Raw genomic sequence first — 18,859 nt, 5'->3', positions numbered from 1 at the left:
CATCAGCGCGCCAAGGTTGGCTTGCGCAAACGAGACCGAGCGGTCGATCCGTTGGTAAGCGGTTTGGGGGGTGTTCATCCGTAGCACCTCGTGGCGGGATATGGGGGACTACTGTACGAGATTGTGGTGTGTTTGAAATAGCTAACCCTCCCTCTCCTTCCTTTCTTGGTAGCCAAAAAGGTGCGCTGCAGTTAAACTGGATTATCAGCTGTTCACACTGGATATAAATACCAAAACAGTTCGCTATGGCAGAAAAGCTGATAATTGCTTAGCGAAAACTCCGGCCAACTCACGAACTGAATTGGTTAAATTGCCGTAGCGTTGCAGCCAATCTTCAGTCAGCAGATCTGGATGAAAAGGCTTGAATAGTTCACCTGATAGCATCACTGTTTGGGTCATACCGCCAAGCATTCCTCTCCCGCCAGCCTGCAAGTTCCAGCTACAACCCATGACAATATCGGATAACAGAGTATAACGCCACCCAACAAAACTCCGTTGTTCGTCAGCATGCACTTGGCGGATCACATACATACCGTTGCTTTGGGTCGCAAGACATAGACGCAGCATCATTAATATGCGACCAGCATCTAGCCCGAAATCACCGCGCTCGGTTGGGCTTTTCTCCTTAACCTCGACCGGTAATACAGTACCGCGAAAACCGGCGATGAACAGATCGACATCATAGGGATCAGCTAATGATTTGTGTAGATGCTGCTTGAGATAGCTGTAATAGAAGGCTTGTCGTAGCGTAAGGGCCGTAAGTTGAGCTTCACTTGCGTGCGAGAATCGGTTTTTGATGTCTTCATGCCAAATGTTGCCGCGCGCACTGCGTCCGCGCTCTGGCCAACGGGCAAACAGATGATCGGAAGGGGTGAGCTGTTCATTGGCGTATAGGTAGTTTTGCCAAGATAGTTGATCGATATTTTCTGGTGAGCCTATCGCTCCGGCAACGATTACTCCGATTCCACTCTCGTTAAGAAATGTGGCTATGGCTTGAAAACCCCTGTTCTTATTCCAATTAGCAACCGCTTGAGTTATTTCTTGATCATCGTGATAAAGCTCAGGGAGAACAAAAACCGCATAGCGATACTGGTAAAATTGCGGTGTTTTGGGCGAGATAATCCAAGCTCCTGAAAGAAATTTTTGTGATGGATGCACGAAGTTTTCTAATTCGATCTCGGCAATCATGCCTCGCGCTTTATTATTTACTATCACACTTTGCAAATATGCCGTTGCGTCGTCGGTGGAAAAATGGCTTGGCATTTGGTTGGTATCCTTGCTTGTAGTGTTAAGCTAACTTGTTTCACATAATTCAAACAAGCGCAAATTATAAGCTTGCTCGCGCTTTGGAGCGGGATTATGCAAGGCTTTTATCATCTCTTTTGCAATTAGTTCAACTACTGGTACAACCACAGAATTGCCAAATTGCCGATAGGCGCTTGTATCGCTACAGACAATCTTAAAACTCTCTGGAAAACCCATTAAGCGGGCGCATTCGCGCGGCGTGAGACGGCGCGGGTTTTTGCCTTCTTGTGGGATCAAGATTTCAGAACCGTCTTTATAATAGCGGGCGCTTAATGTACGGGTCACTTGATTGAGATCAGCTAGGCCAAAACCAAAGCCATTACCTTTGGATCGGTGTTTTTCAGCATATTGTTGCAAATAGCTCCATAAATGATCGGTAAGTGTGTATTTCGGATCGACATCAGCTTCAAGAATGTCTCTTAATTTTGGTTTTTGATCATGAATAGTTGGAAATTCAAATGCGATCGGATCCGAAAAACCAACGATATAGATTCGCTCACGGTGTTGTGGTACAAGGAAGCGTGCATCAATGACTTTATAGTAGACAAAATAGCCTAGTTCTTCTGTAAGGGTTTCGTAAATGATCCGGAAGGTTTTTCCTCGATCATGGCTGATAAGGTTTTTGACATTTTCTAACAAAAATGCGCGCGGTCTCTTACGTTCGATGATACGCGCTACATCGAAAAAGAGAGTGCCTTGGGTGGTATGAGCAAATCCGTGCGCATTGCCGAGTGCATTATGCTTTGTTACTCCAGCGATGCTGAAAGGTTGGCAAGGAAAACCAGCAGTCAAGATATCGTGATCAGGAATGTCCTCTGCTGGTATTTGCGTGATATCACCAGCAGGCCTTTCACCAAAATTCGCTTCGTATGTGCGACAGGCCATCTTATCCCATTCAGACGAGAAGACGCAGGTTGCGCCCGCTCGTTCAAAGGCTAGCCGGATGCCGCCAATGCCGGCAAATAGGTCAATGAAGGTGATTGTCTTATCCATAAGGAGCACGTCCGAATTGGTTGCGTTTGAACGTAGTTGATGTATACAGTATGGTTTAATGGCTGTCAAGTTTATTACAAGGAGCCTCCCATGTCCCAACCCGATCTCCCTTCCCTTCGCCTTGTCGCGCTCGGCGGCGGCGGCGGCAGCGCGCAGGTGTTGCTTGGCGCGCGGCCCTTTTTTGCCGGACGGACGGCGATCATCGCGGTGACCGATTCGGGCCGCAGCACCGGCGCTGCCCGGATGATCGCCGATATTCCCGCTCCCGGTGATCTGCGGAATCTGTTGGCGACGCTGGCGGCTGATCCAGATAGCCCGTTGGCGCGGTTGATGCAGTACCGGTTGCGCAGTTCCGCTCTGCCCTTGCTCGATGGCATGGCGGTGGGCAATCTCATCTTGGCTGGTTTGGCCCAGATGGAGGGTGATCTGGCAACGGCAGTCGCCATGGCCCGCCAGATGCTGGCTTGCCCTGAGCAGGTGCTGCCCGTTTCGACAGCGAATACTCGCCTGTGCGCTGAGTTGGCCGATGGCCGGATCGTGGTCGAAGAGGCGGCGGTGCGCGCGCTGGGCAAGCCGCCGATCCGCCGGCTGTTCCTCGATCCGCCGGCTGCCGCACACCCGCCGGCGCTAGAGGCTATCGCTGCCGCCGATCTGGTTGTGATCGGGCCGGGCAGTTTTTACACGTCGCTCTTGGCCACCCTCTGCTTTGATGGGGTGGTCGAGGCGCTGCGGGCCACACCGGCCACCGTCGTCTTTGTCTGCAATACTACGACCCAACCCGGCCAGACCGATGGCATGACGATCGCCGATCATGTGGCGCGGTTGGTTGAAGTGCTCGGCCCCGGTGTGCTCGATGTGGCTCTGATCAACGATGCCAATGCGCTGCACCCGGCGGTGGCGGCCCGCTATAGCGCCGCCGGTCTGCACCCGCTGCTGGTGACTGATGCTGACCGGCAGGCGATTCGTACACTTGGGGTTGAGCCGCTGGTGCGCGAGCTGGCTGAATCTGACCCCGGCCCGCGTGAGTTGTGGAATAAGGCTGATACTATCCGCCATGATCCCCAGACGTTAGGGCTGGCGCTGTGGAAGATCGCGCTCGATCGGGCCGGCTAAGCTGGTGACTGGCTTGCGATACAGCAAACAGATCCGTCCGGGACGAGCGCCGGCGATGCGGGTGTAGAATGCTTGCGGCCCGACCCAACTAATTTCGATCTGGCGATAGCCGGCGCTCGCCATGGCGGCCAATGTGGCGCAGAGCAGCGTGCGGCCAAGACCATGGCCTTGCAACGCTTCATCAACACCGGTTGGCCCAAAGGTGCCCCAGAACCCGCTCACATCCCAGCACGCAAAGCCGCCGTACTCCCCATCACGTTCGGCGACGAGTGCAGTCGGGGGATCGACGCTCACCGCTTGCATGGCTTCCCACTGCCATGCCGCGCCCCAACGCTCACCTGCCCACGCCGCAAGGTCTGTCTCGCCATAGCGGGCGCGCCGGATACTCCATTGTTTCGGATCGATGCCGGCTAACCAGTCGCGCCCGTTCAGCTCAACGGTCATATTGAGCGTTTCCCCGGCCAGCTCGTACCCTTGTTGGGCCAACAGCGCCTGCATCGCCAGATTCGTCTCCGGCACTCCCGGCCAAAGATAGTTAGGCGCGAGATTGCCTACCCGCAGCTCGTGTACGCCGATGGCTTGCAGCCGCTGTTCGAGTTCACTCAGCAAGCGGGCGCCAATGCCGCGACGTTGCCACGCTGGGTCAACCGCCAACAAGCGCGGCCCGCCTGTGAGCAGGTCATCATGCCGGCGCACACTCCCTAACGCTACACCGATCAGGTGCTGGCCGCGCCACGCTGCCACATGCAGCTCAGGCCGCGCAGCGGGTTCGGCGGCCAACAGACGTCTGATCAGCCGCTCATCAACCGGATCGCTCAGGCTCCGTCGGGCCAATGCGATCACGTGTGCGTAATCGCTCGTTGACAGCTCGTGGATGTGAACCTTCATTGCTGGCCACGAAACTTCTCGCCGCGCACCACTTGCACATCAGTCATATACGCGATCACGGCGAAGTGCGGGAAGTAAGTTGCGGCCAGATGTTGCAGGATACTCTCGGCGACGTCTGGTGCGACCAGCGTTTCGATCCGCAGGCTCTTCCCCTCCCACTCGCTGGCATGCACGCCGCGGGTGCCCTCGCCGCGCACTGCGCCGACAGTGTAGCCACGCGCACCGAGCTGGCGTAGGTCGTGCAAGATGCGCTCTTCCAGAATTGCTTCAGAGATGATAGTGACCAGTTTGACGGTAGTTAACTCCATAATGCTGATCCTTCCTCATGCCCCGCCGGTAATCCATGTCGCCAGTGTGTAGTAGAGGGGTAGTCCGATGGCAAGGTTGAACGGGAAGGTGATACCGAGCGCCGCAGTCAGGTAGAAGCCGGGGTTAGCTTGCGGCAAAGCGATGCGCACCGCCGCCGGCGCCGCAATATACGAGGCGCTGGCAGCTAAGACTCCCAAAATCGTACTACCGCCGAGCGAGAGACCGGCGAGATGTCCGAGCCAGACTCCGAGCGTGCCGTTGATGATTGGCATGATAATCGCAAAGCCGAGCAGAAACAAGCCTGCCGCCGGCAAATCGCGGAACCGGCGGGCCGCGACCATGCCCAATTCCAACAGAAAGAAGGTGAGCGCACCTTTAAATAGATCAACAAACAGCGGCGCGACCTCTTTGCCGCCGCGCGGGCCGGCCAGCCAGCCGATTGCCATACCGCCAACGAGGAGCAAAATGCTCTTGCTGGTGAGCAATTCGCGCACAGCGGCCTTCCAGTCGCCGCCTTGCTGCCCGCCCGCCATCTGCGCAATCAGCAGCGCAATCACAATCGCCGGCACCTCAAGAATCGCTACCAGCGCCGGCATAAAGCCTTCAAACTTGATCCCGATCGTATCGAGAAACGTCTGCGATGCGGCAAACGTCACTGCCGACACCGAACCGTAGTGCGCCGCTAGCGCCGCCGAATCGGCGATGCTCAACTTTCCGATCCGGCGAGCGGCAGCATAGGCAATCAGCGGGATGATCACGCCTAAGATGAGGGTTGCCAGCGCCGGCGCCCAAAAGACGGCCAGACTCGTCTCGGCCAGTGCGATGCCGCCTTTGAGGCCGATCGCTAACAAAAGGTAAATCGACAAGGTCGTGTACAGTTCATCGGGTAACTTCAGGTCGCTATGCACCAACGTGGCAATGATGCCGAGCGCAAACGCCAACACCATCGGCGAGAGCAGATTGATCTGCATCAGTTCAAGAATAGCCATACCCTTCCCTTGTGCAAGCGCGCTTTTGCCTATAGTGTGTATCCTATCATTTCGCGTAACGGCGTTGACAATGATACAATATTAGCCATCGTTCGTTGTTCTGCACACAAGGAGTTGCACCCTATGGCCGCCACGACGCCGGCATCATCAGAGCGTCTGCCGCTCGCTACTCGCCTCGCCTTCGGCGCCGGTGATCTCGGCCCGGCGATTGCCACGATTGTGGCTTCGTTCTTCCAACTCTATTTCTTGACCACCATTGCCGGATTGCCGCCCGGTCTGGCCGGCACCATTCTGCTGATCGTCAAGATTTGGGATGCCGTCAACGATCCGATTATCGGTTGGTTGACCGACAAGACCCAGACCCGGTGGGGCCGGCGGCGGCCATGGTTGCTCTTCGGCGCTGCGCCGTTTGGCATCCTCTTCTTTTTACAGTGGGTGGTGCCGCCATTTGATATTACCGGCAAGTTTATCTACTATCTGGTCATTGCGCTGCTCTTTGATACGGCCTTTACGGTGGTCAATGTCCCCTATACGGCGCTCACGCCCGAATTGACCCGCGATTACGACGAACGTACCGCGCTCAATTCCTACCGTTTCGCTTTTAGCATCGGCGGTAGCTTGCTCGGCGGGATTTTGCACCAGATTATCGTTGGCCAGTTTGCCGATCAGCAGACCGGATATCTGGTGTCGGGAGCGGTGGTTGGGTTGCTGATCGCGCTGCCTTTCCTCTGGTGTTTCTTTGGCACCCGCGAACGCTACGAGCCGGAACCCGGCGCCGAAGAACTTAGCCTGCCCGATCAGATTCGCTATGTGTTCAAGAATCGCCCGTTCCTCTTTGTGGTCGGCATCTATATGTTTTCGTGGCTGGCGGTGCAGGTCACGTCGAGCGTGTTGACCTTCTTTATCGTCTTTTGGCTGGGCAGCGTGCCCCAGTTCCCGGCTTCCGCCTTCGGCCTCACGTTTGGCAGCGCCAACGATCTGATCCCGATTATGCTCTTTGCCGTGCAAGGCTCGGCGCTGGTCTTTCTGTTTGTGTGGAGCGCAGTCAGCCGCCGGATCGGCAAGAAGGCGGTCTATATGATCGGTAGTCTGATCTGGATTGGCGTGCAAGCGTTTCTCTTTTTTCTCCAACCCGAACAGATCGCGTTGGCGATTGTGCTTGGCGTGGTGGCCGGGGCCGGCGTGGCCACTGCCTACCTCATTCCGTGGAGCATGATGCCCGATGTGATCGAGCTCGATGAATTAGAAACCGGCCAGCGTCGCGAGGGAATGTTCTACGGGTTTATGGTGCTGCTGCAAAAGATGGGGTTGGCGCTCGGTCTGTTTTTGGTCGGTCTGGCTCTGCAATTTGCCGGTTTCAACGAAAGTCTGCAACCCGGCCAGCAGCCGGAAAGCGCGTTGTTGGCGATTCGCCTGCTGATTGGCCCGCTGCCGACGGTGATCTTGATCTGCGGCATGATCTTGACCGCCTTCTACCCGATCACCAAAGCCAGCCACGCCGAGACGCTGGCGCGGCTGGCGGAGCGCCACAACCGAGACTAAGGCGCAAAGGAGGCAGAGACGCAGGGAACGCCTAACGCAAAGGCGCAGAGAGCGCAAAGGACGCAGAGATGATATAGGGTGGGGGCTATACTGGTTCGATCTGTACACCAGCATCTATCATGCCGCCCGTAGATCTCGGTAAAACCACCAACCTCCCTATTGGCCCCCCTTCCAAAACCTCTGCGCTCTTAGCGTCCTTTGCGCCTTTGCGTTAATCCCCTTTGCGCCCTTTGCGTTTACATGCTCTGCGCCTCTGAGTCACCGGCTGCGCGTGACCCCGATTCGCGGGCACACGTCGCGGATCGGGCAAATACTGCACTTCGGCGACGTGGGGTGGCAGATGTTTTGGCCCAACGTTACCAACAGCCGGTTGATCGGGATCCAATACTGTTGCGGCAGTTTGGCCCGCAGCGCCATTTCGGTCTCTTCCGGGGTGCGGGTTTGCACGTACCCCCACCGGTTGCAGATGCGGTGGACGTGAATGTCAACGCAGATGCCGGGCAGGCCAAAGCCGGCGGTCACCACCAGATTGGCCGTCTTGCGGCCCACGCCGGGCAGCTTGAGCAGTTCATCAAGGTCAGACGGCACTTCGCCATTGTACTGTTCCAGCAAAATCCGGCAGATAGCGACAATCTGGCGCGCTTTGACCCGGTAAAAGCCGACCGGATAGATCAGTTCGGCAATGCGCTCTTCACCCAATTCCAGCATTGCTGCCGGCGTATCGGCAACCGCAAACAAGCGCGGCGCCACCACAGCGGTCAGGGTGTCTTTGGTGCGCAGGCTGAGGATGGTGGCAATCAAAATGCGGAATGGCGTCTTGCTCACTTCCCCCATCTGGTCAATCAGCGGGAGCGTAAACTTGGCCAGTTCGCGTTCCAGCGTCTCTAACACCTGCTCGATTGGGAACTGCGTCGCCGTCACAAAACCTCCTCTTCCTCCTAGCCAACTGCGCTGGCGTGCCGTATGATGATACTCGAAATCATTGGCGCGAGCGGCAGCCCCTAGCGTGTGGCACTCAGTCGTAGTTCGGCTACAGGAGCATGTTTGTGAATAAGCGTTGGTTTATCTGGTGGATGATCACACTTCTGCTCGCGTCCTGCGCTCCTGCGCCACCCACGCCCGTGCCTTCGCCCACGGCCACGCCTGTGGCAGAGTTGCCAACCGCTGTCACCACCTTGCCCTCGCCAGAGCTGCCAACTGCTATCCCCACGCTGCCGCCAGCCACCGCAACGGCAGCAACAGCCTCACCTACGCCTGTCCCTGCCGTGACCCTTCCCGCCCCAGTCTATGTGATCCAAAACGGTCAGGTCATGCGGCTCGAACCTGACGGCAACCGCCTCGTCCAGATCACCTACGAACCGCAGCCGGTGCGCGAGCTGAGCGTCGCCGAGAACGGGACGCTGGTCTACCTCACCGGCGATGAACTGGTTGTCCTTGATGGTGCGGGCCGGCGGATGCTCGTGAGCGAACGGGCTATTAGCCATCCCCGCATTTCGCCGGATGGTCAATATGTCGTCTACCATCTCACCGATCCGGCCCCCGGTTTGATCATTGGGCAGGATGATGCGCCGAGCGGTGTATACTTCAGTGACATCACTGGCGGTCGGCCTAGCTTGGGGATTGCCGATGATCCTGAGCCGGCTGAACCAGATTTCGCCAATCCGGCGTGGCGTTACCTACCGGTTGCGTGGTCGCCAAGCGGAGTACAGCTCTTGCTGTTTGCAGTGATGCTGCCGGAAATGGGCATACCCGGCGGTGAAGCGGTGATTATCGGGCCGGAAGACGAGCCGGTGCGCGCCTTTAGTTGTTGCGAAGAGGAGCTGTGGAGCGTTGATAGCCGCGAGATAACGGTGGCCGGCGGCGGCCCCGGCCCTGATATCCGGTTTGGTCTCTACCGGATCGACGCTATTAGTGGCGAGGAATTCGCAGTTCTTGCGAGCAGTGAAACAGCGATCCCGCTGGTGCGCGCGCCGCAACGGCTGGCCGATGGCGTGATCTATGCGTTTGTGGAAATGGCGCCAGCCAGCGAATATAGCTGGGACTACCCCTTCCGCCCGCAGATGGTGCAGGTCAGCGATGATGGCGTGATCACGCCGCTGCGACCAGAACAATTCGACGAACCGGTGCTGGTCTTGTGGGATTGGCAAGGGCGGGGTGCGCTGGTGCGCTTTGCCGATAGTGAGCCGGTAGTCTGGTTGCCGGCTGATCCGGCGCTGCCGCCGCTCATCACCGCTGCCGCCGGGTTTGCCCTCACGTGGGCGCCGGCGGCGGATCTGGCAGCGCGTGATTGCGCGCTCTTCTCCCCGCTGAACCCGCAAGCAGCGGCAGAGCGCCGCTACGATCCGGCGGTTGCCGACGCGCAGGGCCGGCTGGCGGCGCTCGGTTTTGATCCCGGCCCGATTGACGGTCTGTTCGGCCCAGCGACCGCCGTTGCTGTCCGCGCCTTCCGCGCCGCCGCCGGTCTGCCAGCAGGGGATAGCATTGATTGTGCGACGTGGCAGGCGTTGTTGGCCCGCAGCATTGCGTTGTGAGGGGACAACCTGCTGGCATTGCGCGGGCAGGCGCATCGCTGTATTGGGGGCCGGTTGCCCGTCACACGCTTCATCGCCAGCGCATCATGCCGGTGTCGAAATCATCAAGAACTGAAGATACACAACACTGATGATGATCCCGTCTGATCTTGCCGAACGGATTACCGCCATTCACGCCGCACCGCACCGGCTGGTGCTGGCGTTTGCCGGCGCCGGCAGCGTAGGATTGGCGTGGCTGCATGCGATTGCTGGATCATCGCGCACCGTGCTAGAAGCGATTGACGCCTACTCAACCCGGTCGCGCTTGTCACTCACCGGTGATCTCAATGCCCCGGCGGTCAGCGCCGAAACGGCGCAAGCGATGGCAGCGTGGGCCTACCGGCGAGCGCAAGCGTTGTGTGATGGTGAATGGCCGTTGCTAGGAGTTGGCCTCACGGCGGCGATCATCACCGATCGCGAACGGCGCGGCGCTGACCACGCTTTTCTCGCCATCTCCAGCGCCACCGGCATCGAGACCGGCCATCTTACGCTCAATCGCGCCGGCCAGCACCGGCTCGATCAAGAAATCCAGATCAGCCGCTGGCTGATTGATGAAATCGCCCGCGCGTGTGGCATTCCATCGTAACTGCCTTCCCATTTTTATTTACACCACATTTGCCCGCAGCTTCAGACGACTTCGTGAAGAATAGCGCATTCCGGTGCAACATGACTCGATTTCTTGACAATTTGCCCGCCCTATGGTACTGTTCAGGCATTCTGCACGTCTCCAAATCAGCGCATGGTGAATCGAGTGCGCCACACAAAGTTGTGCTAAGCAACGCGAGCGGGAGTCATCAACGGTTGATCGACCGCTTATTTGGCCTACCTCAGTTTCTGAGCGCCATGTTGGCGCGATTGGTTACGGATGGCGAGGTGGGAGCAGCACGGGAGTGAACCATCAGATACTCTGCGGCGTTGGGCAACGTCGCATCGGGTGCGAGCCAATCGTTGCTGCTGCCAGCTCTAGTCATCATAGAGGGTGGTTCGTTCTAGGAGTGAGGAGGTTTCTGTGTCGCACAAACGGCTTTGGGCATGGATGACCCTGATGGCAGTGGCAGCAATGATTCTGGCGGCGTGCGGCAGCGGCCAACCGCAAGCGCAGCCGACCGCAGCCCCTGCCGCGCCGGCAACAGCCGCTCCGGCGCCGACGGCTGCGCCGCAACCGACGGCTGCACCTGAGCAACCGACGGCTGCGCCGCAACCGACCACACCGCCGGCAGCACAGCAGGGCGGTAAGCTGACGATTCTGTATTGGCAAGCAGTGACGACGCTCAACCCGCACTTGGCGACCGGCACCAAGGACTTCGACGGCGCAACCGTCATTCTGGAGCCGCTGGCTCGCTATAACGAGAAGGACGAGCTGGTGCCCTTCCTCGCCGCTGAAATTCCGACCATTGCGAATGGCGGCGTTGCGGCTGACGGCACCAGCGTGACGTGGAAGATCAAGCCGGGTCTCAAGTGGTCGGATGGCACTGACTTCACGATTGACGATATTATCTTCACGTGGAAGTACTGCGCCGAGCCGGCGACAGCCTGCACTACCAAGGCGGCCTTCGATCCGATTGCGAACATCGAGAAGATCGATGACACCACGTTGAAGATTACGTGGAAGGAACCGACCGCCGATCCGTACATTGCCTTCGTGGGCCCCTTCGGCATGATCTTGCAGCAGAAGCAGTTTGGTAACTGCATTGGCGCGGCGGCCAGCACCAGCGCCGAGTGCCAAGCGGCTAATCTGGCCCCGATCGGTACCAATGCGTGGAAGCTGCGCGAGTTCCGCCCCGGCGATACGGTGATCTACGAGCGCAACCCCTTCTTCCGCGATGCCGATAAGGTCTTCTTTGATGAGGTCGAGATCAAGGGTGGCGGTGATGCTACCTCGGCGGCGCGCGCGGTCTGCGAGACGGCTGAAGTTGACTTCGCGTGGAACTTGCAGATCCCGAAGGCAGTGCTCGAGCCGATTTTGGCCAGCGGCAAGTGTGATGCCATTGCCGGCGGTTTGTTCGGTGTCGAGCGCATCGTGGTCAACTTTGCCAACCCCGATCCGGCCTTGGGTGACAAGCGCAGCGAGCCGGATCAGCCGCATCCGTTCTTGACCGATCCGGCGGTGCGGCGCGCGATCTCGCTGGCGATCGATCGCAAGGCGATTGACGATCAGCTCTATGGCCCAACCGGCGAGCCGACCTGCAATATCTTGGTGGTGCCGGCAGCGGTCAATTCACCCAATACCAAGTGTGATCGCGACGTGGCCGAAGCCAACCGCATTCTTGACGAGGCCGGCTGGGTGCGCAACGGCCCGGTGCGCGAGAAGAATGGCGTCAAGCTGATTGTCAGCTTCCAGACCAGCATTAACACGCTGCGCCAGAGCTCGCAGGCGATTATCAAGTCGAACCTCGCCGAAATCGGCATTCAGGTGAACGTCAAGGCGATTGACGCGGCGGTCTTCTTCGGCGGCGATCCGGGTAACCCCGATACGCTGAACAAGTTCTACGCCGACCTGCAAATGTACACCAATGGCCCGAATTCGGCTGATCCGCAGCAATACCTGCAAGGCTGGATCTGCGCTGAAGTGTCGTCATCGGCCAACCAGTGGAATGGCAGCAACAATGGTCGCTACTGCAACCCGGAATACGACGCGCTCTTCGAGCAGTTGAAGAAGGAACTCAATCAGGAGCGCCGCGCGCAACTGGCGATCCAGATGAATGATCTGCTGGTGAATGATGGCGCGGTGATCCCGCTGATCAATCGTCGCACGCCCAATGCCAAGCTGAAGAACCTTGAAGGCCCGACCTTCAATACGTTCGATAGCAGCATTTGGAATATTGCGACGTGGCGACGCGTACCCTAAGCGGTGACGCTGACTAGAGAGGTGGCAGAGGCGCACAATTGTGCGTCTCTGCCATGTTCGATATGTGATTAGGTAGCATTGTGTGCGGCCTGGGGGCGATATACTATGTTGCAATATATCATTCGGCGCATTCTGATCGCGATTCCCACCCTCTTAATTATCAGCTTCGTGATTTTTGCTGTGCTTGCGCTTGCCCCCGGCGATCCATTGGCGCAATTTGCGCTCAATCCAGCGATTCCTGAGTCGACCCGTGAATTGATCCGGGTTCAGTTTGGTCTCGACCAACCATGGCCGGTGCGCTACGTGCGCTGGCTTACCTCGCTGCTGCGCGGTGATTGGGGTTTTTCATTCGGCACCCGCGGGCCGGTGCTCGATCTGATTTGGCAGCGGTTGCCGCAGACCTTGATCGTTGTTGGTACCGCCTATCTGATCGCGGTCTTGCTGGCCATCCCGATTGGGATTATCTCTGCCGTTAAGCAATATTCAATTTTTGATAACGTCGCCACCTTTTTTGCGTTTGTCGGCTTTTCGGTGCCCTCGTTTTTCACCGGTCTAGTCTTGATGCTGGTGTTTGCGATTAATCTGAAGTGGTTTCCGATTGTTTACAATACTACGTTGCAAATCGTTGACTGGGATACCTTCACCCAGCAAGTCCGGCAGATGACGCTGCCGGTCATGGTGCTGGTCGTGCAGCAGACGGCGGCGCTGACCCGCTTTATGCGCTCGTCGATGCTCGATAACCTGAACCTTGATTATGTGCGCACGGCGCGGGCCAAAGGTCTCAGCGACCGCATGGTGGTGCTGCGCCATGTGCTGGTCAATAGTCTGATTCCGGTGGTGACGCTGATTGCGCTCGGTATTCCGACCATTTTTGCCGGCGCAATCATTACCGAGAACCTGTTCCGGGTGAATGGGTTGGGTGCGCTGTTGATCACCTCAATCAATAATTCTGATACGCCGGTGGTGATGGCCTTGACGTTTATCTTTGCCATTCTAACGGTGGTGTTTAACCTGATTGCCGATATTCTGTACGGCGTGCTCGATCCACGGGTGCGGTATTCGTAATCCACCACACGGTTTTGTCTAGGGTCATCATCGGAAAGGGTGAGCGTTCGATGGCTGAAATAGAACTCAATGGCGCGGTCGGTCTCTCTGCCAGCGCCCGCGCCCAGCAGATGACTAGCCGGATGCCGGCCAAGCCACGCACCTTGCTCAGCGATGCGTGGCGGCGCTTCCGCAGGCACCGGCTGGCGATGTTAGGGGTGGTCGTGTTGCTGACACTGGCGTTGATGTCGTTTATTGGCCCGTATTTCTACATTCCACGCTTGGCCGCCGAACTTGCGGCGATCGGGTCGCCGTTTTTGCAAGAGCGGGTTGACCTGCAAACGGCGATCGACCATCTCGACTTCATGAGCATTCTGTCTGGCCCTAGCGCCATCCATCCCTTCGGTACCGATGACCTTGGTCGCGATCTGCTGGCCCGCGCGCTGTACGGCGGCAGGGTGTCGTTGTTGGTCGGTTTGACGGCGATGGCAATTGCGATTTCGCTTGGCACGATTATCGGCGCGACGGCAGGGTTTTTTGGCGGGATCGTTGATCAGATTTTGATGCGGATTACCGACCTCTTCCTCTCGCTGCCGGTGATTCCGCTTACCTTGCTGGTGGTCTATCTGTTCCGCGATCCGGTGATCAAGGCAATGGGATCGCCTGAAGCCGGGATCTTTACGATTGTGGTGACGGTGATCGGCTGTCTGGCATGGATGAGCACGGCCCGCATCGTGCGCGCGTCGTTCCTCTCGCTGAAAGAGAAGGAGTTTGTCGAGGCGGCGACGGCGCTGGGGGTGAGCCGTCCAGCCATTATGTTCCGCCATATTCTGCCGAATGCGATTGGCCCGATCATCGTCGCCGCCACCCTCGAAGTCGGCAGCGCGATTATCACCGAGTCGACCCTCTCTTTCCTTGGGGTAGGTTTCCCGCCTGACACGCCAACGTGGGGCCGGCTAGTGACCGATGGCAGCCAGTATCTGCAAGCAGCGCCGTGGTTGGCGCTGTTCCCCGGCGGGTTGATCTTTTTGACGGTGCTGAGCATCAATTTTGTCGGTGACGGGTTGCGCGACGCGCTCGATCCGCGGTCGCGGTTGTGAGGTACAATGATGCCGGGATACAGGCGTTGTTTGTCACCGGAACTCGACTATGACCCATCACCTGACGCCATTGCAACAGTTGGCGGTTGAGGCGATCCAAGAGGATGAGCGGCTGACCGCTGGGTTAGATGATGCACAGGCCGGGGAATTGCTGCGCTGGGCCACAGCGCGGGCCGCTGAGCTTACCCGCGATGCGACTGATGAAGCGGCTGCCGAAGCGGTGGCGCAGGCGATTCGCAGCGCGGTGCGGGTGGCGGCGCGGGCCGATGGCGCGGTGGCGACGGCTGAGCAGGCGCTGGCGAAGGCGTTGCCTGCAGCGGCTGCCCCCGCGTTGACCGCCTCGCTCACGCTTGGCGTTACTGAACCACCGGCGGCCTCTCTCATCACTGGCACGGAAAGCGCAGCGGAAGCCTCTTCAGGCGTCTCGCACGACACACCCGCAACTTCGCCATCTCCCTCTCGTCCGGCCCGCTTGCCAAGCCGGTGGCCGGAAGCGTTGCCGCTCAGCCTGTTGGCGCACCTTGGCCGGCGGTAGGATGGCGCACCGCTTGCCTGATGTCATTGCGCGCCGCCACTTTTCCGATGTCATTGCGCGCCGAGCGCGGCGCGGCGAAGCAATCTCCTGTGAGACGGGAGGGATGGCTGAGAGGGTTGGTTCCGCTAGAGGGGGAGATTGCTTCGGGCGCTGCGCGCCCTCGCAATGACAACGGGGCTGCGTCCCCTTGCAATGACAGAGGGGTACGTCCCTTCGCAATGACAGGCTGTCCTATTGTCATTGCGAGCCGCCGGAGGCGGCGAAGCAATCTCCTGCGAGCGCGGGAACAAGCCGCTTGTGGGTTCGCTCTCGCCAAAGCGGGAGATTGCTTCGGGGGCTACGCCCCCTCGCAATGACAATGGGGAGCGCCCTCGCAATGACAGAAGGGCTACGCCCCCTCGCAATGACATAATGATGAGACAGCATTTTGCCCGATCGTGAGGATCTTATGGCGCGAAAACCAGCTTCATCGCGCTCGCCGCAGCGCCTCAATCGCACCCAAATCATCTTGCTCTTTCTGACCCTTGCGCTCGGCTTTCTGATTACCGCCGGGATTATTGATCTGCGCCGGTTTGGGCTTGACCCATCGCTCCTTGGCATCGAAACGCCGCCGACCCCCACCGTCAGCGGGCAAATGGGGGGTATGACGGTCTACTTTACCACTCCCTCGCTAGTGTACCCCGATATTCCGCGCAACCGGGTGACGCCGCCGTACCTGCGCGATATTCTCAACGATATTGCCCAAGCTCGCCAAAGTATTGATATGGCGACCTTTGAGTATACTTTGCAGCCACTGGCGGAAGCCCTCGTCGCCGCGCATCAGCGCGGCGTCAAGGTGCGGTTGGCGCTTGACCGCGAGAGTTTGGCAGATCCGGTTGATGCTAAATTTGCTGGAATTTTGGAAGACGCAGGTATTCCGGTGAGTTGGGAGGATTCTCCTGCCTTTCTCCACAGCAAATTTATCATCATCGATAACAAGATTGTGTGGACTGGCTCGTGGAATGCGACCATCAACGATACCTATCGCAATAACAATAACCTGCTGCGCATCACTATGCCAGAAATTGTCGAGAATTATCGGGTGGAGTTTGCAGAGATGGCTGCGGGCCGGTTCGGCAACAGCAAGCAGGCTAAGACGCCATTTTCCCGCATTACCACTGCGCAAGCGACGATTGAGAACTACTTTACCCCGCGGGAGCGACCCGCCGCGCGGATTGTTGAATTGATCAATGGCGCGCGCCGGTCGGTGTTATTTATGGCCTTCTCCTTCACCAGCGACGAGATTGCTGGCGCGATGATTGCCCGCCAGCAGGCAGGGGTGCCGGTACGCGGCGTGTTTGAGCGGCGCAATGTTGGCGGTACTGGTTCGGAGTTCGGGCTCTTGCGTGATGGCGGGGTCGAGGTGCTCGAAGACGGCAATTGCTACACGATGCACCACAAGGTGATCATTATTGATGAGCGGATCGTGATTACTGGTTCGTACAACTTCACGGCCCGCGCCGAACGCACCAACGACGAGAACTTGCTGATTATCGATGACCCGAAGCTGGCGGCTGAATATCTGGCCGAGTTTGAGCGGGTGTTTGAACAGGCGCGTAACCCGACCCGGTGCCAGTCGTAAACGTGTCCTTTTCCTCTGTCAGTGTGCAGGCCGTTGCCCATTGTCATTGCGAGGGCGCTCCCCGTTGTCATTGCGAGGGAGTGGTACCACCCAGCGTAGCTGGGGGTACCCGACCGAAGCAATCTCCTGCTTCAGCGAGACCAACCCACTCAACCATCCCTCCCGTGCTGGGGGGGATTGCTGCGCCGCGCGTGGGCAGAGTAGCGCTCTGCCCCTACGCGTGGCTCGCAATGATAGGTGGGGCGTGGGGACGTGCGTGGCCCCCACCCCAACCCTCCCCCGCTGGGGGAGGGAGTCGTATTGTCATTGCGAGGGCGCGGCGCGCAATGACAATGGGGGAACCGGTATCGACCTGCTACGGCTGCAACGCAACGATAAAACTCGCTTCGCCAAACGGCTGTTCGAGCAAGGTAATGCGCAGGGTGCTAGCGTTGGCGGCGAGTTGGCGGCGCACGACGGCTACCCCGCGCTGCCGGCTGCCGGGGGGGGCGGTGATAGTCCCCGGACGCGAGTCGTCGTTGGCGATGGGATAGTCGTTGCCAAGCCCGTCGCTGATCTTGATGTTATCGTGGCGCAACGGCAAACTGACCGGACGGGCCGTGTTGTTTTGCACGCTCCACGTCAGCTCGATCCGGTCGCCGCAGGCATCGATCTGCTCGAGCGCCACGATGATGTCGGGTGAAGCGCCGGTAGTGGCTTCGCCGGCAGCTACATTCTGCCACGTTTGGCTGCGCGCATCCCACCGTTTGCCGACGAGTTGATAGCCATTCCACCGGCATTGGCTGATGATCGCGTTGAAGCCGATGATCGAACCGTCGGCAGGCGTGCCGGCAGAGAGAACGGCGAGCGGCGCATCGGCGCGCGGGATGGGTGCGGGTGGACGGAAGACAAGGAAGAGCAGCAAGACCAGTGCGATCGCGGCAAAGGCTGCTGCCAGCCGGCCCGTGGTGGTCTGCAAGGCGCGCCAGATCCGTTCGCGCCACGGCAGCGGCGGTGGTGGCGGGGGAGCTGCGGCTGGCTTCTCCTCCTGCACCACCTCGTTCAACTCTGTCCACGGTGTGCAGTGGAGTAGCTTGGGGATAGCGAGCATCTCTTCTTCGGTCAGCTCGATCTCTGACGAGCGTTCGGTAATCATGTACGCCGGCAACTCGTCAAGCCCGCGCACCTCCACCTTCCAGTCCAAATCGAGCTGCGATCCTTCTTCGATGCGCGGCGCGATCACGATCAGCCGCTTGCAGGTGCGAAAGTCGATCGTGTTGGCCTTCTGCTCAGAGAGGAATTCGCGCCGGTGTTCGTTGAGGAAGTTGGTCAGCGCGTGAAAATAGGAAATGACCTGATTGTAGGGGTTTTTGCGACCGGGGTTGAGCCGTTTCTGTTCGCCGTTACGGCCTTCCACAATCCACGGCCCGTTGACGCTGCCGATGACGCGGCCATCGCAATGTTTCAGCTCGATGATGACAATCGCGTCGTGTTTGATGATGACCAGATCGATGCTGCGCCCGCCGACGCTGAAATTGGAGAGAATCAGGAACAAGCCCTCAAGTTTTTCGAGGGTTTGGGCCAGCGCCAGAATGGCGCGGCGCTCTTGGGGATGTTCCGGCTTCTCGCCAATCCAGACTTGAACGGCCATGGGTTACTCGCTCGTTGTATGGCGATCATCGCTCCTACACGGTAGGATCGGGGGATCGCGGGTTATGACAATGGTTCGCGTATCCTTTAGGCTTCCTCCAGTATTTGTATTGGCCAGTGTGTTTGGGCCAGCGGCCCGCGCTCCCCGGCTCGCGCTCTGTTGGTGGGGCGGGCCAGCGGCCTGCGCTCCCCGGCTCGTGCTCCTACCGCGTGGGAGCGGGGGTAGCGCGTATTATGCTTGCTTCGCCAACAACCCTCGCCTTAGCTGGTGTGCTCTACCTCGCTTAACGCCAACGTCTGGCGCAGTTCGATGATCTGGTCGCGCAACGAGGCCGCTTTCTCAAAGGCTAGATCTTTCGCGGCCTGCTTCATC

At 58.7% G+C, this 18,859-nt stretch carries 17 protein-coding genes; 9 read left to right on the top strand and 8 right to left on the bottom strand.

Annotated features, from left to right (window positions below; translation table 11 throughout):
• Positions 1-243: 243 nt before the first annotated feature.
• Both A6A03_RS16945 and dcm read right to left on the bottom strand, forming a co-directional pair.
• Positions 244-1,263 (bottom strand): hypothetical protein, encoded by a 1,020-nt coding sequence (locus A6A03_RS16945; RefSeq protein WP_156525374.1) that lies wholly within the window; start codon positions 1,261-1,263, stop codon positions 244-246.
• 30 nt (positions 1,264-1,293) lie between these two features.
• Positions 1,294-2,298 carry a DNA (cytosine-5-)-methyltransferase gene (dcm, locus tag A6A03_RS16940; RefSeq protein ID WP_066790655.1) on the bottom strand — a complete coding sequence of 335 codons (1,005 nt, stop codon included), beginning with the start codon at positions 2,296-2,298 and terminating at the stop codon, positions 1,294-1,296.
• A 90-nt stretch (positions 2,299-2,388) separates the two neighbouring features.
• Between dcm and A6A03_RS16935 the strand changes: the two genes are divergently transcribed.
• The gene (locus A6A03_RS16935) at positions 2,389-3,411 is read left to right on the top strand and encodes a gluconeogenesis factor YvcK family protein (RefSeq protein ID WP_066790654.1); all 1,023 of its coding nucleotides are present in this window, start codon (positions 2,389-2,391) and stop codon (positions 3,409-3,411) included.
• Here A6A03_RS16935 and A6A03_RS16930 read toward each other — a convergent pair.
• From A6A03_RS16930 to A6A03_RS16920, 3 genes are read right to left on the bottom strand one after another with little or no spacing between them, the layout of a single operon-like run.
• Complete coding sequence (locus A6A03_RS16930) at positions 3,367-4,299, bottom strand: GNAT family N-acetyltransferase (RefSeq protein ID WP_066790653.1); 933 nt, start codon at positions 4,297-4,299, stop codon at positions 3,367-3,369. The genes A6A03_RS16935 and A6A03_RS16930 overlap by 45 nt on opposite strands.
• Entirely contained in the window at positions 4,296-4,607 is a 312-nt protein-coding gene (locus A6A03_RS16925) for a P-II family nitrogen regulator (protein WP_066790651.1), read from the bottom strand. Before A6A03_RS16925 ends, A6A03_RS16930 begins: the two co-directional genes overlap by 4 nt.
• Positions 4,608-4,622: 15 nt before the next feature.
• A complete protein-coding gene (locus A6A03_RS16920) occupies positions 4,623-5,597 on the bottom strand; it encodes a sodium-dependent bicarbonate transport family permease (protein WP_066790649.1) in 975 nt (324 codons plus the stop codon).
• Between the two features lie 123 nt (positions 5,598-5,720).
• Here A6A03_RS16920 and A6A03_RS16915 point away from each other — a divergent pair, with 123 nt between their 5' ends.
• The gene (locus A6A03_RS16915; protein ID WP_066790647.1) at positions 5,721-7,139 is read left to right on the top strand and encodes an MFS transporter; all 1,419 of its coding nucleotides are present in this window, start codon (positions 5,721-5,723) and stop codon (positions 7,137-7,139) included.
• A gap of 258 nt (positions 7,140-7,397) precedes the next feature.
• Here A6A03_RS16915 and A6A03_RS16910 read toward each other — a convergent pair whose 3' ends face one another.
• Positions 7,398-8,060 carry an endonuclease III domain-containing protein gene (locus A6A03_RS16910; protein WP_066790645.1) on the bottom strand — a complete coding sequence of 221 codons (663 nt, stop codon included), beginning with the start codon at positions 8,058-8,060 and terminating at the stop codon, positions 7,398-7,400.
• Between the two features lie 224 nt (positions 8,061-8,284).
• On the opposite strand from A6A03_RS16910, the gene A6A03_RS16905 reads away from it, so the two are divergent.
• The 7 genes from A6A03_RS16905 to A6A03_RS16875 all read left to right on the top strand — a co-directional run bounded on the left by A6A03_RS16905 (position 8,285) and on the right by A6A03_RS16875 (position 16,857).
• Positions 8,285-9,670, top strand: coding sequence for a peptidoglycan-binding protein (locus A6A03_RS16905; RefSeq protein WP_245669039.1), 1,386 nt, complete (start codon positions 8,285-8,287; stop codon positions 9,668-9,670).
• A gap of 130 nt (positions 9,671-9,800) precedes the next feature.
• Entirely contained in the window at positions 9,801-10,295 is a 495-nt protein-coding gene (locus tag A6A03_RS16900) for a CinA family protein (RefSeq protein WP_245669038.1), read from the top strand.
• A 450-nt stretch (positions 10,296-10,745) separates the two neighbouring features.
• Positions 10,746-12,557 carry a peptide ABC transporter substrate-binding protein gene (locus A6A03_RS16895; RefSeq protein WP_066790641.1) on the top strand — a complete coding sequence of 604 codons (1,812 nt, stop codon included), beginning with the start codon at positions 10,746-10,748 and terminating at the stop codon, positions 12,555-12,557.
• A 105-nt stretch (positions 12,558-12,662) separates the two neighbouring features.
• The gene (locus A6A03_RS16890; protein ID WP_066790639.1) at positions 12,663-13,622 is read left to right on the top strand and encodes an ABC transporter permease; all 960 of its coding nucleotides are present in this window, start codon (positions 12,663-12,665) and stop codon (positions 13,620-13,622) included.
• A 50-nt stretch (positions 13,623-13,672) separates the two neighbouring features.
• Positions 13,673-14,701, top strand: coding sequence for an ABC transporter permease (locus A6A03_RS16885; RefSeq protein WP_066790636.1), 1,029 nt, complete (start codon positions 13,673-13,675; stop codon positions 14,699-14,701).
• Between the two features lie 49 nt (positions 14,702-14,750).
• Positions 14,751-15,236 carry a hypothetical protein gene (locus A6A03_RS16880; protein ID WP_066790632.1) on the top strand — a complete coding sequence of 162 codons (486 nt, stop codon included), beginning with the start codon at positions 14,751-14,753 and terminating at the stop codon, positions 15,234-15,236.
• Positions 15,237-15,684: 448 nt separating this feature from the next.
• Entirely contained in the window at positions 15,685-16,857 is a 1,173-nt protein-coding gene (locus A6A03_RS16875) for a phospholipase D-like domain-containing protein (RefSeq protein WP_066790630.1), read from the top strand.
• A 355-nt stretch (positions 16,858-17,212) separates the two neighbouring features.
• On the opposite strand, the gene A6A03_RS16870 is transcribed toward A6A03_RS16875, so the two are convergent.
• The gene (locus A6A03_RS16870) at positions 17,213-18,487 is read right to left on the bottom strand and encodes a nuclease-related domain-containing protein (protein WP_066790628.1); all 1,275 of its coding nucleotides are present in this window, start codon (positions 18,485-18,487) and stop codon (positions 17,213-17,215) included.
• A gap of 260 nt (positions 18,488-18,747) precedes the next feature.
• The gene (locus A6A03_RS21115) at positions 18,748-18,858 is read right to left on the bottom strand and encodes a UvrB/UvrC motif-containing protein (protein ID WP_082909003.1); all 111 of its coding nucleotides are present in this window, start codon (positions 18,856-18,858) and stop codon (positions 18,748-18,750) included.
• Position 18,859: the final 1 nt, after the last annotated feature.

The organism is Chloroflexus islandicus (assembly GCF_001650695.1).
Lineage (GTDB): Bacteria > Chloroflexota > Chloroflexia > Chloroflexales > Chloroflexaceae > Chloroflexus > Chloroflexus islandicus.
The sequence above is the reverse complement of the archived record's forward strand: the minus strand, read 5'-3'. Positions and strand labels throughout refer to the sequence as shown.